General features: G+C 43.6%; 17 protein-coding genes and 1 CRISPR repeat array (1 of these 18 cut by a window edge). Of the genes, 5 read left to right on the forward strand and 12 right to left on the reverse strand.

What is annotated here, in order from left to right:
- Positions 1–60 precede the first annotated feature (60 nt).
- Positions 61–624 carry a helix-turn-helix domain-containing protein gene (locus LP107_RS14530; protein WP_420029492.1) on the forward strand — a complete coding sequence of 188 codons (564 nt, stop codon included), beginning with the start codon at positions 61–63 and terminating at the stop codon, positions 622–624.
- A gap of 4 nt (positions 625–628) precedes the next feature.
- On the opposite strand, the gene LP107_RS13605 is transcribed toward LP107_RS14530, so the two are convergent.
- The 3 genes from LP107_RS13605 to LP107_RS13615 are packed head-to-tail and all read right to left on the reverse strand — an operon-like array spanning position 629 to position 1,625.
- Positions 629–769 carry a hypothetical protein gene (locus LP107_RS13605; RefSeq protein WP_208624056.1) on the reverse strand — a complete coding sequence of 47 codons (141 nt, stop codon included), beginning with the start codon at positions 767–769 and terminating at the stop codon, positions 629–631.
- A 14-nt stretch (positions 770–783) separates the two neighbouring features.
- Positions 784–1,344 (reverse strand): hypothetical protein, encoded by a 561-nt coding sequence (locus LP107_RS13610; RefSeq protein WP_078274891.1) that lies wholly within the window; start codon positions 1,342–1,344, stop codon positions 784–786.
- On the reverse strand, positions 1,341–1,625 hold the full coding sequence (locus LP107_RS13615) for a GIY-YIG nuclease family protein (protein ID WP_078274892.1): 285 nt from the start codon (positions 1,623–1,625) through the stop codon (positions 1,341–1,343). The genes LP107_RS13610 and LP107_RS13615 overlap by 4 nt, the downstream gene beginning before the upstream one ends.
- Positions 1,626–1,769: 144 nt before the next feature.
- Here LP107_RS13615 and LP107_RS13620 point away from each other — a divergent pair, with 144 nt between their 5' ends.
- Positions 1,770–1,994: an MBL fold metallo-hydrolase gene (locus LP107_RS13620; protein ID WP_208624057.1), complete on the forward strand. Its 225-nt coding sequence runs from the start codon at positions 1,770–1,772 to the stop codon at positions 1,992–1,994.
- Between the two features lie 9 nt (positions 1,995–2,003).
- On the forward strand, positions 2,004–2,150 hold the full coding sequence (locus tag LP107_RS13625; RefSeq protein ID WP_208624058.1) for an MBL fold metallo-hydrolase: 147 nt from the start codon (positions 2,004–2,006) through the stop codon (positions 2,148–2,150).
- A gap of 62 nt (positions 2,151–2,212) precedes the next feature.
- On the opposite strand, the gene LP107_RS13630 is transcribed toward LP107_RS13625, so the two are convergent.
- The gene (locus LP107_RS13630; protein ID WP_228157728.1) at positions 2,213–3,232 is read right to left on the reverse strand and encodes an IS110 family transposase; all 1,020 of its coding nucleotides are present in this window, start codon (positions 3,230–3,232) and stop codon (positions 2,213–2,215) included.
- Positions 3,233–3,737: 505 nt separating this feature from the next.
- Between LP107_RS13630 and LP107_RS13635 the strand changes: the two genes are divergently transcribed.
- Both LP107_RS13635 and LP107_RS13640 read left to right on the forward strand, forming a co-directional pair.
- Positions 3,738–4,049, forward strand: a complete 312-nt coding sequence (locus tag LP107_RS13635) for a YqfO family protein (protein ID WP_078274894.1) — start codon at positions 3,738–3,740, stop codon at positions 4,047–4,049.
- 133 nt (positions 4,050–4,182) lie between these two features.
- Entirely contained in the window at positions 4,183–5,865 is a 1,683-nt protein-coding gene (locus LP107_RS13640) for a peptide ABC transporter substrate-binding protein (protein WP_078274895.1), read from the forward strand.
- Positions 5,866–5,936: 71 nt separating this feature from the next.
- Here LP107_RS13640 and dapE read toward each other — a convergent pair whose 3' ends face one another.
- From dapE to LP107_RS13680, 8 genes are all read right to left on the reverse strand, one after another.
- Positions 5,937–7,115 carry a succinyl-diaminopimelate desuccinylase gene (gene dapE, locus LP107_RS13645; RefSeq protein WP_078274896.1) on the reverse strand — a complete coding sequence of 393 codons (1,179 nt, stop codon included), beginning with the start codon at positions 7,113–7,115 and terminating at the stop codon, positions 5,937–5,939.
- A 36-nt stretch (positions 7,116–7,151) separates the two neighbouring features.
- The gene (locus LP107_RS13650; protein WP_078274897.1) at positions 7,152–8,021 is read right to left on the reverse strand and encodes a DMT family transporter; all 870 of its coding nucleotides are present in this window, start codon (positions 8,019–8,021) and stop codon (positions 7,152–7,154) included.
- A 31-nt stretch (positions 8,022–8,052) separates the two neighbouring features.
- Positions 8,053–8,658 carry a 2OG-Fe(II) oxygenase gene (locus LP107_RS13655; RefSeq protein ID WP_078274898.1) on the reverse strand — a complete coding sequence of 202 codons (606 nt, stop codon included), beginning with the start codon at positions 8,656–8,658 and terminating at the stop codon, positions 8,053–8,055.
- A 40-nt stretch (positions 8,659–8,698) separates the two neighbouring features.
- The gene (locus LP107_RS13660) at positions 8,699–9,436 is read right to left on the reverse strand and encodes an IS1096 element passenger TnpR family protein (RefSeq protein ID WP_078274899.1); all 738 of its coding nucleotides are present in this window, start codon (positions 9,434–9,436) and stop codon (positions 8,699–8,701) included.
- A gap of 100 nt (positions 9,437–9,536) precedes the next feature.
- Entirely contained in the window at positions 9,537–10,097 is a 561-nt protein-coding gene (locus LP107_RS13665; RefSeq protein ID WP_078274900.1) for a hypothetical protein, read from the reverse strand.
- Between the two features lie 118 nt (positions 10,098–10,215).
- Positions 10,216–12,651, reverse strand: coding sequence for a DNA topoisomerase (ATP-hydrolyzing) subunit B (gene gyrB, locus LP107_RS13670; RefSeq protein ID WP_078274901.1), 2,436 nt, complete (start codon positions 12,649–12,651; stop codon positions 10,216–10,218).
- Between the two features lie 549 nt (positions 12,652–13,200).
- Entirely contained in the window at positions 13,201–13,851 is a 651-nt protein-coding gene (locus tag LP107_RS13675; protein ID WP_078274903.1) for a histidine phosphatase family protein, read from the reverse strand.
- 219 nt (positions 13,852–14,070) lie between these two features.
- A complete protein-coding gene (locus LP107_RS13680; protein ID WP_264676059.1) occupies positions 14,071–15,045 on the reverse strand; it encodes an IS30 family transposase in 975 nt (324 codons plus the stop codon).
- A 233-nt stretch (positions 15,046–15,278) separates the two neighbouring features.
- A CRISPR array of direct repeats spans positions 15,279–15,436; the repeat unit is 28 nt; unit sequence TTTCTAAGTCATCTATGCGATGTGGAAT; it runs 1,663 nt beyond the window's last position.

The raw sequence follows: 15,436 nt of genomic DNA on the forward strand, positions 1-15,436 counted from the left end.
GAAGCGTTCATCAATTTAATGTATTATTAAGTCACCACACAAAATAAAGCATTAAAGAGCATGAACACTTCTTACAAACATCTTAGCATAGATGAGCGTGAAAAGATAATGGTTTTGTTATCTTTGGGTAAATCTATGGGTATAATTGCCAAACAATTAAACAGAGCCAAGTCCACCATTTGCCGTGAAATCAAGAGAAATGGCGGTGTTGACAATTATTTGGCAATCAAAGCAACTTGTCTTTACCAAACAAGAAGACAAGCCTGTCGCCCGAGCTTAAAGCTCACCAATCCGTATGTATTTAACTTGGTACAAGACAAGCTATTTAACCATCAATGGTCGCTTGAGCAAATACAGCATCGCTTAGCCCTTGAAGGTAGCCAAATAACGGTGAGTTATGCAATCATCTACTTTCCACCACCAAGACAGCCCTGGCAAAGAGGAAGCAATGAAAACACCAATGGGTTATTAACAGAATATTTCCCCAAAGGGTCTGATATTAACCAGTGGGACAATCAATACATACAAACAAAGGTCGCCAAACTCAATCTGCGACCTAGAAAATGTTTAAATTGGCGAACACCTTATGAGGTCTATTATCAAAAGGTGTTGCAGTTAGTTTGATGATTCAGGGGTAAAAAGTCGTGCGGTTAATCAAGGCTTTTTCAATGATTTCTTGGGCCCCAATTTTTTCAAATGGTTTTTCGTTCAACAACTCAATTAAGGCATTGGCAATCGCATTGTGGGTTTTAATGGTGCGTAAATCCATATTTTTAACTCATTTTATCTATTAATGTCATTAAGTAATTTAGCGACAGCATTATAATCATGAAAACGAGAATAAACACTCATTGCATTATTAGCTTTTAATCTAAAAAGTGCTTCATGCCAATATGCAATTAAAGCTCTTCGCACACCATATAAAGATAAAAATTCTGATGCAACTTTAAAATCTCCTTCAAAAATAGCACAGACAGACCGTTCCATTGCTGAAGTGTAAGGCGTTTCATAAAAACCTCCTTGATGACATCCCAAGAAGTTTTTAACATCATCATATTCTAAAATCAAATCATCTAGCAGTATCATATGCACACTTGGTTCATCTTTTTTGGGAAGTGTGCTGTATGCAACTTCATGGCGACCTATATTTAATGTAAAATATCGCCCCCGTCCTGTGGAAGGAAATAAGACAAGCGACCAAGCTCCTTGATAATCCAGCCAATGAATTAAGCCTGACCACTCAAATAAATCATTTAAAAATTCTCTAAAATTATTATCCTGAAACATTCTATCTACTTTTGGTTTTTTTATAATAAGCGTTTCATCAATTTGATTTAAACTCATAGATGCTGTTTGCCAAGCAATCTGAAACTATTTTTTTGATTGGGAATATCTTTATTTAAAAAACTTCTAAATTGATAGTGTAAATGGTATTCAACCAATCTCCAATCATTGACTTGTCTAAAATCTTGTAGATGCCATATACCATATTGTTTATACGGGAAAGAATTGTTAATTTCTTTAATGCGTTTCATTGGTGGATAATCTGTACCGCCAATTTTAATGCTTTCGCAATTTTTTGATGTCAAAATATAGACATAACCCGACTTGTCAGTAATTGTCATCAGCTAAAATCCTCAAAAATTAAAAATAAACATACATTTTTACTATTTTATAGGCTTATCCTGTTAAATACAAGGATTTTGATGTTTGTGTAGGGAACTCAAAATTTATAAAATACCCACATCAACCATTTGGAAATTGAAAAAATGATTAAAGTGCATTGCCTAACGATAGGTTGGGTACAAATCAAAATTCATCATCAACTGGCACGCTTTTTTGCCCGTCCTCTTCGTGTACTTGATGTGCTGACCAATATGAAATCGCCCAAACTGCCGATTGGGTGCTGGCTGATTGAACACGATGAGGGCTTGATTTTGGTGGATACGGGCGAGAGTAGCCGTGCCAATGACAAGGGCTATCAGCCGTGGTAGCACCCATTTATGCAGTTTTGCGAACGCCGTGGTGTTAAGCCTAGCGAAGAAGTGGGCGAAGTGTTAAAAGCAAAAGGCTTTGACCCCTTAAAAATAGACACGGTGGTAATAACCCATATGCACGGCGACCACGCAGGCGGATTACCCAATTTGTAGCAACTGTATCCCTAAAGAATACAGTACCGCCAACCCTCATTAACTTTGTTGGCTTGTGGATGTTACTTAACATTAAGATTAAGATGATAATCCGCTTGCCAAACACTGTCATTTCTAACAATGGCGTTAATGACGGTTAGGAGTTTACGCATACAAGCGTTGATGGCAACTTTAAAGGGTTTGCCTTTGCCTATCAAACGCTCATAAAACTGTTTAAATTTGGGTTCATATTGTCTTGCCACATTAGTGGCATTGTATAAGACATTACGAACCGATTGCCTACCCCCTTTGCAATGGCTCTTGTATTTAAGTGTACCACTTTCTTTGGGGTGTGGGGCAACGCCAACCAAGGAGGCGATTTCTTTATTGCTTAATGTGCCAAGTTTTAGTAACATTGACATCAAGGTAGCAACCGTAACACCACCAATCCCCTTGATGTCTTTGAACTTTTTTGTGGTGTCATCAAAATGTTTGCTTAGGGTGTCGATATCTTGTTCAAGGTCTTTGATTTCCTTATCAAGATAAGCAATGATGCGTTCTACACTTAACTTTTGGCTGTCTTGAATTTGCCAAATACGGTTCTTTTCTTGTACACGCATTGCCACAAGCTGATGACGGCGTACTACCAAAGCCTCTAAGCGTTCTTGTTCTTCGCTTGGCGGGACATAGAGCAAATGACTAAGTTTGTCCTCATCAAGACTTAAAAACTTAGCATCAAAGGCAAGCATTTTGGCATCCTGATTGTCTGTCTTGGCATTAGAACAAGATTTAGCAAACTGGCTGGTTTTATTAGGATTGGCAATCACCACATTAAAGCCTGATTGATGCAGGGCTTTGGCAAGGGGGATTTCTAATCCACCTGTACTTTCAAGCACCACCAAAGCTAGGTTTGTGCCTGCATAAGTGTTAAGATAAGCCATCGCTTGTTTGATGTCGCCTCCAGTGTTTGAAAAGGTTTTGGTTTTATCCTTACAAGAAAGTGACACCACAAAGACCTTTTTGCCCACATCAATGCCACAGTAAATGGGGTCATTGGGCTTGTTTACCACATTGGTTTTGGTTTGTTTAGCATTATTCATCATTAACCTGCCTTGTATTCGGTTTAGAGTCTATCAACTGTACGGTTTTGATTGATGAAAGGTTATCCACTCTTAAAGCTACGACACGAACTTGTCTTGGTGGTTGCCCTTATGGTTCTAAGGTGCGTACAAGATGTGGATAACGGGTTTTTGCTTATTATACCTTAAAAGGGGGTATACAAGGTGTGTATGACGCACCTTTAAATAGAAAATCTTATTGGTGCGTCATACGCACCTACTGTAATTGGTGTCTTTTGATGTTAAATGACAACATAACAAAAACACACTCCATTATCAATTATTATTTATTCTCATTTACTTGGATAAGTTCGCTCTCTTATTTGCCGTAAGACATCAGCTACACCCCAATTTTGCTTGATGGCTTGACTGCCACAAAAGGCACAAGTGATTTGCCCTAATACACTCTTTTGTGATAGAGTACTTAAGTATCATGCCAAAAACATCATCCATGCTTTAGCATCACCAACAACCCATTTTAGGACAAACCATGCACAAATTCATCGCCTATATCCCCGAATCCGACCTAGAAAACGTCAAAACCGCCCTATTTAATGCAGGGGCAGGGCAATTTGACGGATACAGTCATTGTTCTTGGCAAGTGCTTGGCGTGGGACAATTTAAACCTTTAAAAGGGGCAAACCCTGCCATCGGTCAGATTGACAAAATAGAACACGTTCCTGAGTGGCGGGTTGAGACCATCGTCCCTGATCACAGGCTCATGGATGTGGTGCGTGCTTACAAGTCCGCTCACCCTTATGAAGTGCCTGCTTACGATGTCTATCAGATGGCGGCGATTTAGTGGGGCTTGCCAAGCGTGCCGACTTATGCCAAAATAGAACAACCATAGACAATATTGGCATTTGGGAAAGTCAAAAAAACACCGATAATGGTGAGTATTATGGTTTATTGTCGCTATGAAATATGGAGTTTTTATGACAACTCAATCTTTATTTTTTAAAAAGTTTTCCAAAAAATCCCTAGCCCTTGCCCTGCCTGTGTGCTTACCGCTGTTTTTTGGGGCGTGCAGTCAGCCTCAAAACCAAGCTCAAACAGGCGACACCGCCGACAAGACAAGCGAGACCAAGACAGACACGACAAAATCCGACCGTGATACGCTGGTTATCAATAACGGTGCCGAAGTCGGTTCGCTTGACCCGCACAAAACAGGGGGCGTGCCTGAGTCTGGACTTGCCCGTCAGCAGTTTGTGGGGCTAGTGAGTACAGATGCTGATGGCAATCTTGAGCCTGCCATTGCCGAAAGCTGGGAGAGTGCCGACAACAAGGTGTGGACGTTCAAGTTGCGTGATGCCAAATGGTCAAATGGCGAGCCGATTACCGCTCATGACTTTGTGTTTAGTTTTCAGCGTATGGTTGACCCAAAGACGGCTGCCAACTTTGCCAACTATGTGGCGGATGCTAAGTTTTTGAATGCAAACGACATCATCGAAGGCAAAAAAAGCCCCACCGAGCTTGGCGTGAAAGCCATTGATGATAAGACCGTTGAGATTACCCTATCCGAGCCTGTGGCGTTTTTGCCTGACATGCTCACCTACACCGCCATGCGACCTGTTCCCAAAAATGTGGTAGAGAAATTGGGCGATAACTGGTCAAAAATCGAAAACATCGTGGTAAACGGTCCATACATCATCAAAGAGCGTGTCATGGGCGAAAAAATCGTCCTTGCCAAAAACCCCCATTATTATGATGCCGACAAAGTCGCTATCCCAAACCTTGTGCTACTGCCGATTGATTCTGGACAGACGGACTACACTCGTTATCAGGCAGGAGAGATTGATGTGACTTATACCGACATTCCAAGCGACATTCTTGCTAAAGCTGACAAAAATGAAGTCAAAACATCGCCATCGTTTTGCTCATATTATTATGAAATGAACGTCAATAAACCGCCCTTTGATGACGTGCGTGTTCGCCGCGCGATGACCTTGACTTTAGATAGAGAGCTGATTGCCGAAAAAGTGGCGGCTCGTGGCGAGACCCCTGCCTATCAGATGACCCCAAAAGTTACCGCCAACAACCCCAACTACACCCCAGATTGGCAAAAACTTGACAAAACCGCTCGCATTGCCGAAGCCAAAAAACTGCTGGCAGAAGCAGGCTACAACGAGCAAAACCCGTTGAAGTTTGAGCTACTCTACAACACCAGCGAAAACCACAAAAAAGTGGCGGTAGCGGCTCAGTCCTTATGGCAAGAAGCCCTTGGTGACACCATCAAGATTGAGCTACACAACCAAGAGTGGAAATCCTACCTTGCCACTCGCCGTAACCACGAACACCAAATGGCTCGTGCGGCATGGTGTGGCGACTACAACGACCCTGCTACGTTCCTAAACGTCATGAAAACCAAAGGCTCGGGCAACTATGGGGCGTATTCTAGTGCCGAATATGACAACCTACTAAAAACCGCCTACACCGCCAACAGCCCCGAAGAGCGCGCCAAGGTGTATCATGAGCTTGAAGCGATTTTGGACAAAGATGTGCCAAATGTGTGGGTGTATTATCAAGTGAACGTGCGTGCGGTAAAGCCATATGTCAAAGGCTACTCAACCAAAGACGCTCTTGGCAACTGGCAAGCCCGCCATTGGTCATTTGAGTGATGTGGGTTTTTAAATTGGGAAAATTAGTACAACAAAAAGGGCGAATCACTCGCCCTTTTTATATGGGTTTCTTACGCAATCAGCCTTTCCAAAACTTTCCCATAAATTTGCGTTAATTTCTCCAAATCATCGACCGCCACTTTTTCATCTATCTGATGAATGGTGTCATTTAATACGCCAAGCTCTACCACTTGGGCATTCATAATCGGAGCGATAAACCGCCCGTCCGATGTTCCCCCCGAGGTGGACAGCTTGCTGTCCGTGCCTGTAACGTCCTTGATGGCGGACACCACGGCATCCACAAACTCGCCTTTTGGGGTCAAAAACGGCTCGCCTGATAAATTCCACTCAATCGTATAATTTGCTTTTGAACTCCCAAAATGCTTATCCAAAATGGCGTGAGTTTTTGCCTGTAAGCTCTCGGCGGTGTTCTCGGTGCAAAAGCGAAAGTTAAACAGCACCTCCACGCTATTGGGTATGACGTTGGTCGCCCCTGTACCGCCGTTTATGTTGGAGATTTGCATACTGGTGGCAGGAAAATAGTCGTTGCCCGTGTCCCACTCACACGACACAAGCTCGGCAAGGGCGGGGGCAAGCTCGTGCATGGGATTGACCGCCAGATGTGGATAGGCGATGTGTCCTTGTTTGCCCGTTACGGTCAGGCGTGCGTTTAGTGAGCCACGTCTGCCGTTTTTGATGACATCGCCAAGTGTTGCCGTGCTAGACGGCTCGCCCACCAGACAAAAATCCATACGCTCACCCCGTTTGGCAAGCTCCAATACCACCTTGTGCGTGCCGTTAATCGCCACGCCTTCTTCGTCTGCGGTGATAAGTAGCGAAATATCGCCCTTGTGGTCGGGGCAGGTCTTCACAAACTCATCGCACGCCACACAAAAGCAGGCAATGGCGGTTTTCATGTCAGATGCCCCACGCCCCCACAGATAGCCGTCAGCCACAGTCGCCGAAAAAGGCGAATACGTCCATAGGCTCTCATCGCCCACAGGCACAACGTCCGTATGCCCTGCAAAGCATAGGTGGGGGGCGGTGGGGTCGCTTCCTTTTTTCTTGGCGTATAGGTTTTTAATTTGGGCGTTTCTGCCGTTGTCATTTGGGTCGCCAAAATACAAAAATTCACAGTCAAAGCCCAATTTGCCCAAAAACTCTGCCAAGATATTTTGGCAGTCAAAATCATGGGGGGTAATGGACGGCTCTTTTAAAAGGGCGGTAGAAAGGGATAGGGTGGGTGTCATGAGGGTTTCTTAAAATTAACAAATGAAAATATGAATTTAGGAGTGGTTTTTCCTTTCTTTTAAAATCGGAATCACTGTAGAAAGCATTGCTGAGCCAATCACCAGCATGCTCCCCAAGGCGGTCATTGAACTCATTCGCTCGCCCAAAAATAAAAAAGCAAATAATACCCCAAATACAGGTTCTAAACTAATGAGCATGCCACTAATGTGGGCGGGCGTTTTATTAAGTCCAATATTCCAAAGTTTATAGGCAAACCAACTACACCCCAGCCCCAGATAAATAATAGAAAATAAACCAAGCCAATTAAAATTCACTTGCCAATCTTTGATTAAAAATAATGATAAAGGCAAGCATAAAATCATTCCTTGTACCAATATTGCCGAAGTATAGACTTTATTATCTAGTTGTTTCATAATGTCTTTAGCAACATACAAACTTAATGCAAATCCAGTCCCTGCTAAAAATACCAATATAAGTCCAAACAAATTGACCGCTCCGTCATTTTGCGAACCCAATACCAATAAGCCAATGCCGATAAAAGCGATCAAACTTAACAGCCAATCATAAATCGCTACTTTTTGTTTAAATAATAAAAATCCCAATAATAATACCAATATTGGCTCTGTCCCAATCACAACTACCGCACTGCTTGCCGAAGTGTAAAACAATCCCATAAACTGCATAAAAATACCAATAGGAAACATCAAAAAAGACACGCCCCACAGTTTTGTGCGAATGCGTTTTTCTATCAAAGGATATGTTTTGATAAAAAAAGGTAAGACAATCAAACTTGCGATGATAAATCGAAGTTCAATCGCCATTGCAGGGTCAAACATGGAATAGGCATATTTGCCTGCGGTAAATGAACTTGACCAAATTAATAAAGCGATGATTATATAAATCATGGTAAAATCTTTTCAAATAATTACAAAGTGATTATATCAACCTCTCATCACACCGAAGCCAAGTGGCAATCGAAAACCGCCTACGATGAGTGATTTCCACTTGGTGTAACAAATTACTATCAAACACCACAAGGCGGTTAAGTTGTGGTAAAAGCCCGGTAGTCTCGCCCGTTTTATCCACCACCGTTATCGCACCGCCATTGTCCGCCGTCCAGTTATCATTTAAATAAAACACCGCAGAGATGACCCGCTCGTCTCGCCCTTTGGGGTTATCCGAGTGCCATTTGTAGCCAAAGCCTGACGGATAGCAAGCATAGTGGGCTTCTGATGAGCGAATGCCTGTGTACAGCGTGGCGTTAAAATACCGCCCAAGCTCGTCAATCGCCCCAAGGTACGCCGACCCCACAGGGCAGGACTCATCAATCCAGCGAATGCTGTCGCCACGAATGGCACTCTCTCGCTCGCCGTGGGTCAGATGAGCTTGCCTGTAATCTATAAATCCGCTCTCAGCTTGTAAGGCAGTCAAGTCGGTGGCATGAAAGACATCATCAAGCACCATGGTGCCTGTGGCGATAAAGTCGTCAAGTTTGGGGTCTATCAGGGTGTGCCAGTCGATGGCAAACGGTGTGGTTGTCATGGTGTATTCCTATGTGAAATACCAAATATCAAAACCAAAATCAAATCCCAAGCATCTCCATCGCCCGCACAAGCTCGCTCTCGCCCTTGGCGGTCAGTTGTACTCTGTGCGTGAGACTCACACAAGGCTTGATAAGCTCTCTTTTTAGCATCTCATCGGCAATGCCTGCTTCCACCAAATCACCAAAGCGGGTGGGATTGGTCGGGTCGCCCACGATAAGCATCATGGCGGACAACAAGGACAGCTCAAAATCCAGCTCGGGGCTGATGTTATTTGGGTCAAAGGGTGTATCTGCAAACTCGTCAGACTCATCGGCATATTGGGGTGGCATCTCGCCCACGGCTTTGATGACGGTAAAGCGGTAGCTGTCAGCGTCATCGCTTTGGGTGATTTTTTCAATGCGAATGCGATGCAGCCAATCATCACCAAAATCAAACCAATAATAAATGTATTCTTTTTCGGCTAAATTTAGCTCATCTAGCATGGTTGATGTGGGGTAGATTTTGTTTTCGCTGACAAATAAGTCATCATCCAACTGCCAACTGCCGTTCAGTAGAACGTGTTCATGGCAATCATTAAACAGCTTATTAAAACTGTCCATTTTGCCCCGAGCGATAAAAAACTGCCAAAGATGTTCATCATGGCGTTCAAACAGGCGAAATATCTCTTGGTGTAATTCATCAAAACGGATATTGCCCGACACTTCGACAATGCGGTGCAACTCGTTAATGGGATAATGCGGTTCTACTAAGGATATTTTTAGGCGGTAGGTGTTCATGGGGGCTTCCTTTGATGTTGTGGATTTAAGATGATTTTAAAATTTAGGCGTGTCGGGGCGAATCACATTGCCCAAAGGCACGCCCGCCCCATAGTACCATTTATTTTTTGTTGAGTGATTTTGGTTTTTTGTCCTGCTCGCTTGTGCGGTGTTTTAGCCAGTCCAACGCATCTTTTTGCCAATCAAATCCTGCCTGTGCTAAGGCGTTAAGCCCAATGAGTACCGCCATGTTTAGTCGCATAAATCCTTTGTCTACAAACCAATCTGGGGCAAATTCGTAGGCGTTATACAAAAAGTCAATTCTTTGGGGGTATTTATCACAAAGTTTGTCTATCTTTTGGTAGGCTTTGTCTTCGGTTTTGGTGTTGTGGCTGTTGAATAGCTCTTCTAAGGCGTTATCCATGTCAATGTCTGCTTGGGGCATGTCCATGCTAATATCGTCCAAAAAATCCTTGTCGGTCAGCATTTTTTCCATGAATAATTCAAAGGCTTTTTCTTCGGACTTGATGTCTTCTTTGTCCAATAACGCAAGCACCTCAGGCAATTCGTTTTGAAATCTTGCCATGGTTTGGGGTTTTGGCTCATGATTGTTGGCAGAATCATGATAATGAAACAGCCAATCACCGCCATCATTAGAAACATATGTAGAGTAAACTCTCATAACAACTCCTGTTTTTTTAATCTGATTTTACAAAAGGGCGAATGTGATTCGCCCCTACGGTTTTTGAAAATAACAACTGTTAAAAAACATCAAAACAAGCAAATTTTAATAATCTTTATCACGTATCAATATCCGCATTCAACGCATTTTCTTCAATAAACACCCGTCTTGGCTCAACCTCATCGCCCATTAAGCAGTTAAACAGGCGGTCAGCTTCAATGGCATCTTCTATTGTGATTTTGAGCATATTGCGGTTTTCGGGGTCCATGGTCGTCTCCCAAAGCTGGTCGGCATTCATCTCGCCCAAACCCTTATAACGCTGAATGGCAAGTCCACGGCGAGCCTCCGCCATAAACTGCTCCCACAAATGGTCAAAATCTTTGACCGCAAAATCTTTATCACCCCGTCTGATAAAGCTCTCATCGGTCAGTAGCGTGTTCCAAGTACCTGATAATTTTAATAATTTGGCATATTCGCCCGAATTGACAAATAAGGGGTCAAGCGTATAATGCTGGGGCAGTTTATGCACAAAAATTGTGATCTTTGGCAAAAATGTTTGGGTAGTTTCATTGTCCGCACCGCCCACAGCCTCTAGGCTCACCTGTGGCAAAAGCTCGCTTGCTTTGTCATTTAGCACGTTTAGCAATTTGTCCGCCCATGCCTGCAACGCCACTTTGTCTTTTAGCATCTCATTTTCTAGCTTTGGCACAAAGGTTAGGGCGTCAATCAGGCTCTCTGGATATTTTTGGCTTAGGCGGTTTTTGGTGTTTTGAGCAAGGCTATAATCATTTAATAGACTCTCCAACGCCTCGCCACGAATGGCGGGGGTATCTTTGCTCAAAAACAGTTGATTGTCGTCAATCGTGGACGAGAGTAGATAAGATTTTAGAGCGTCATTGTCTTTTAGATACAGCTCCTGCTTACCCTTTTTGACCTTATAAAGTGGGGGCTGGGCGATGTAGATATGCCCACGCTCGATAAGCTCTGGCGTTTGACGGAAAAAAAACGTGAGCAGTAGCGTGCGAATGTGCGAGCCGTCCACGTCAGCGTCCGTCATGATGATGATTTTGTGATAGCGAAGTTTGTCGGGGTTGTACTCATCCTTGCCAATGCCTGTGCCGAGTGCCGTGATGAGCGTGCCAACTTCAGCAGATGACAGCATTTTATCAAAACGGGCTCGCTCCACGTTTAGGATTTTACCCTTTAATGGCAAAATGGCTTGAGTTTTTCGGCTACGTCCTTGCTTGGCAGACCCGCCTGCACTGTCCCCTTCCACAAGGTACAGCTCGGATAAGGCAGGGTCTTTTTCTTGGCAGTCCGCCAATTTACCCGGTAGTCCTGCGATGTCTAGCGTGGTCTTACGGCGGGTCATTTCACGGGCTTTGCGGGCAGCTTCTCTTGCTCGGGCAGCGTCTAGGATTTTACCTGCGATTGATTTGGCAGACGCTGGATTTTCTAATAAAAATTCGGACAGCTTTTCGTGCATGACCGTTTCAACGGCGGATTTGACTTCGCTGGATACGAGCTTGTCTTTGGTCTGTGAGCTAAATTTGGGGTCTGGCACTTTGACCGACACAATCGCCACAAGCCCCTCACGAGCGTCATCGCCCGTTACCGCCACTTTTTCTTTTTTGCCGATGTTTTCGCTGTCCATATAGGCGTTTAGACAACGAGTCAGAGCCGAGCGAAAGCCTGATAAGTGCGTGCCACCGTCTCGTTGGGGAATGTTGTTGGTAAAGCAAAGCACCTTTTCGTTATAACTGTCCGACCACTGCAAGGCGACTTCCACGCCAATGCCGTCGGTACTTTGGGCAGTAAAATGAAAAATGTCGTTTAGGGTTTGTTTGCCGTCATTGATGTAGCCGACAAATTCGCCAAGTCCGCCTTTATGCTCAAAAATATGTTGTGTGCCGTCTCGCTCATCGGTTAAGACGATACGCACGCCTGAGTTTAAAAAGGAGAGTTCACGCAAGCGTTTGGCAAGAATGTCATAATCAAAAATCGTCCCCGTAAAAATCTCATCGCTTGGATAAAAGCGAACTTCGGTGCCTTTTTTGTCAGTTTTGTCAAGGCGTTTTAGGGGAAAATCAGGCACACCATCCGTGTAGTCTTGGGTGTGGGCATAGCCGTCTCGCCAGATGGTAAGCGTAAGTTTCTTAGACAACGCATTGACCACCGACACGCCCACGCCATGCAGACCGCCTGAGACTTTGTAGTTGTTGTCGTCAAATTTACCGCCAGCGTGTAGCACCGTCATGATGACCTCGGCTGCCGACACGCCCTCCTCGGGATGAATGTCCACAGGAATGCCTCGTCCGTTGTCCGACACCGACACCGACTCATCGGCATGAATGGTAACCAGCACTTCATCGCAATGCCCAGCGAGTGCCTCGTCAATGGCGTTATCCACCACCTCAAACACCATGTGATGTAGCCCTGAGCCGTCATCGGTGTCGCCAATGTACATACCAGGGCGGACTCGCACCGCTTCTAGTCCACGCAAAACTCGCACACTACTGGCATTGTAGTTGTTGGTAGGAAGTTGCTCGCTCATAAAAATCCTTTGGCATACGCCTAATTCTTTGAAAAATGTGGGTTATTATAGCATTTTTTGCCCAAAAAAGCACAGCTAAAAGGTTTGGCTTGGCGATGATGTTTCACGTGAAACGCTATTTATATATGTAAAGCTAACAAAATTGAATTTTACTACGAAAAACTTTTGCCACAAGCTTGCCTGCGGGTCAGTTTCCGTTATGGTTCGACTTAGCTCACCACGAACGAAAAACCGTAGCACTTTTTCATTTTGTAGAGTGTATCATCAGTCCATTTATCAAGACAAGCCATGGTGATAACCCCAAGACAACCCAACCAAATAACTTTTAGCCAAAAAACAGCAAAACCGCAAATAAACATTTGCGGTTTTGCTGTATAGGAGATGTTACTCCGTGTGTCCATAACTTCTATCCATAATATCAGCGTTCATCCGTGTTGGTATGTCCGTGTACCCTCTCCTTGCTGATGAGTGTATTATGCCAAAACGGCAACCATAAGAAAATACGCAAAAATCGCAAAGTTTTGTCAGTATTTTCTTACAAATTCAACATCAATCATCACCCCTAACTCTCACCTTGCTTATTGTGCTGTGTCCGTCATCGCTTATCATCAGATAAACTTCACAGTTTTTGGGGCGGACGGCAAGCTCAAATTCTCTAAATTTTATCATATTAAACAGGCGTGGACACTCGCCCCCATGATAGCCAAGCATCAATTGCCACATGAGCATACCTAGCCACATACCATGCGTAAAGACTACATAAGTGCCGTCTGGCAAGGCATCAAACGCATCACGCACCGCCTTGACACGCTCTGCAAGGTTCGCAAAATTATCGGTTGTGGGGCTGTCGGTGTGGGTTTTGTCATTATTTGCCCAGTAGTCGTCCGCCATTTTGACGATTTGGGGCAATGTCAAATCCTTGATATGCTCATAATCTAGGTAATTAAACTCTCTTAAATCATCAATCTGTATAGGGGTCATGCCCGTCCTATCCAAATAAGGCTGTGCCGTCTGGTGTGTGCGGATATAGGACGACACAAAAACCTTATCAGGCGTGGGGATATGCGTGATGAGCCAGTCCGCCACGTCTGTCGCTTGGTTTTGCCCGAGCTTGGTAATGGCAATCTTATGGTTTGGACGAATGGCGTGTCCTGCGTTGGATTCGGATTGGGCGTGGCGGATTAGGTAGAATTTTTTCATGGCGGTTTGGGTTTGGACTTATGCTTGATTTTGGGACTGGCAGTATGATGATTGTAGCGTGATTATCTGAAAAATGCAATGAATGGGCGTGGGTTTGGGCGGTGTGGTATGCACCCTACAAGGCTAGCATACCTTTACAAACTCGTGGTAAACATCGAGTTTGTTGGGTGTAATTTTTTAAAATTAAGTGGTCGGATAGTCATTTTTCATCTTGAATTATCAAACCAACTGCAACACTTCATCAAAATAAACCTCATAAGGTGTTTTCCAGTTTAAACACTTTTTGGGTCTATGATTGGGTTCATTTACTTTACTGATAATATCGCTTTCATGCCACTTGCTTAAATCTTGATGCTTAGGGAAATATTCTCTAAGCAGTCCATTGGTATTTTCATTGCTTCCCCTATCCCAAGGGTGTCTTGGTGGGGGAAAGTAAAACTCTACATTTAACTGCTGACTGATTTTTTCATGATAAGCAAACTCTTTGCCTCTATCAGGGGTAATTGTATGGACTTTTACATCCTTTAATAAATCAATCATTGCAGTTTGTACATGTTCTGCCCTCTTGGCAGGTAATCTTCTGCACCACAGATAACGGCTTTTTCTATCTACTAAGGTGAGTAGACAATGACCACCAGAGATACCTAAGACAGTATCCGCCTCTATGTCACCTGTCCGCTCTCTTAAATCAGCCATCTTTGGACGTTCTGATAATTCATGACTGATCTTAATTTTACCACGCTTTTCATCATGAGTCTTAGCATGTCTTGTCTTACCTTTATGGCGTAGCTTACGACGTGCCAATCTGCCACCTTCATCAAACCATCCATGATAAATGGCTCGATAAATTGTATTGGCACTTATTTGGTGTTTTGTATTCTCAAGCCTAAGACGATTGCTGATTTGCTCTGGAGACCACCTGTGACTCATAAACTTATCATGCACCAACTGATATAACTCTTTGTCATCTAATTTAAACTTAAGTTTGCATGCTTGACGTTTTTTATCATAGTTTATCTGAGCCGTGTTAGCGCTATACGCTTGGTTTAACTTACAATTTCTTGATATTTCTCTTGAAATTGTTGAGCAAGAACGTCCTAACATGCTTGCGATTTTACTGGGCTTTATGCCTTGTGCAAGCATTAACATTATCTTTTCTCGTTCATTTATGCTAAGATGTTTGTAGGTGTTCATGGTTACTTTTTTATTTGTGTGGTAACAATATTATCAGTAATGATGAACATCTTTTCATTTGTTGCGGTTGGATTGTATGTTTAAGAGGTAAAAAATAAGGCTCTGGTTCAAAAAGTATGCTACAAAGAAAACAGTTCGTGGCGATCTTGGGAAACCTAACGGTTTTCCTACCCGCAGGCAGGCTCAGGGCGAACGGAAAACTAGTTTGGCATACTTTTTAGGCTACTACCAAATTTCTAAGTTATCTATGCGATGTGGAATTCTGGTAATGGTTGGTCGTCGGGTACGGGTTTTGTTTCTAAGTCATCTATGCGATGTGGAATGATTCTCTGTCCCAATGGGATTAACCTCAGGTTTTCTAAGTCATCTATGCGATGTGGAATTTTTTAAA

Source organism: Moraxella bovis (assembly GCF_025985205.1).
Lineage (GTDB): Bacteria > Pseudomonadota > Gammaproteobacteria > Pseudomonadales > Moraxellaceae > Moraxella > Moraxella bovis.

Excerpts from the sequence above, each read along its gene's own strand:
- LP107_RS14530 (WP_420029492.1), top strand. The coding sequence starts at position 61 with ATGAACACTTCTTACAAACATCTTAGCATAGATGAGCGTGAAAAGATA.
- LP107_RS13660 (WP_078274899.1), bottom strand. The coding sequence starts at position 9,436 with ATGAACACCTACCGCCTAAAAATATCCTTAGTAGAACCGCATTATCCC.
- LP107_RS13665 (WP_078274900.1), bottom strand. The coding sequence starts at position 10,097 with ATGAGAGTTTACTCTACATATGTTTCTAATGATGGCGGTGATTGGCTG.
- LP107_RS13620 (WP_208624057.1), top strand. The coding sequence starts at position 1,770 with ATGATTAAAGTGCATTGCCTAACGATAGGTTGGGTACAAATCAAAATT.
- LP107_RS13625 (WP_208624058.1), top strand. The coding sequence starts at position 2,004 with ATGCAGTTTTGCGAACGCCGTGGTGTTAAGCCTAGCGAAGAAGTGGGC.
- dapE (WP_078274896.1), bottom strand. The coding sequence starts at position 7,115 with ATGACACCCACCCTATCCCTTTCTACCGCCCTTTTAAAAGAGCCGTCC.
- LP107_RS13630 (WP_228157728.1), bottom strand. The coding sequence starts at position 3,232 with ATGATGAATAATGCTAAACAAACCAAAACCAATGTGGTAAACAAGCCC.
- LP107_RS13680 (WP_264676059.1), bottom strand. The coding sequence starts at position 15,045 with ATGAACACCTACAAACATCTTAGCATAAATGAACGAGAAAAGATAATG.
- LP107_RS13650 (WP_078274897.1), bottom strand. The coding sequence starts at position 8,021 with ATGATTTATATAATCATCGCTTTATTAATTTGGTCAAGTTCATTTACC.
- LP107_RS13675 (WP_078274903.1), bottom strand. The coding sequence starts at position 13,851 with ATGAAAAAATTCTACCTAATCCGCCACGCCCAATCCGAATCCAACGCA.
- LP107_RS13635 (WP_078274894.1), top strand. The coding sequence starts at position 3,738 with ATGCACAAATTCATCGCCTATATCCCCGAATCCGACCTAGAAAACGTC.
- LP107_RS13655 (WP_078274898.1), bottom strand. The coding sequence starts at position 8,658 with ATGACAACCACACCGTTTGCCATCGACTGGCACACCCTGATAGACCCC.
- LP107_RS13615 (WP_078274892.1), bottom strand. The coding sequence starts at position 1,625 with ATGACAATTACTGACAAGTCGGGTTATGTCTATATTTTGACATCAAAA.
- LP107_RS13640 (WP_078274895.1), top strand. The coding sequence starts at position 4,183 with ATGACAACTCAATCTTTATTTTTTAAAAAGTTTTCCAAAAAATCCCTA.
- gyrB (WP_078274901.1), bottom strand. The coding sequence starts at position 12,651 with ATGAGCGAGCAACTTCCTACCAACAACTACAATGCCAGTAGTGTGCGA.
- LP107_RS13610 (WP_078274891.1), bottom strand. The coding sequence starts at position 1,344 with ATGAGTTTAAATCAAATTGATGAAACGCTTATTATAAAAAAACCAAAA.
- LP107_RS13605 (WP_208624056.1), bottom strand. The coding sequence starts at position 769 with ATGGATTTACGCACCATTAAAACCCACAATGCGATTGCCAATGCCTTA.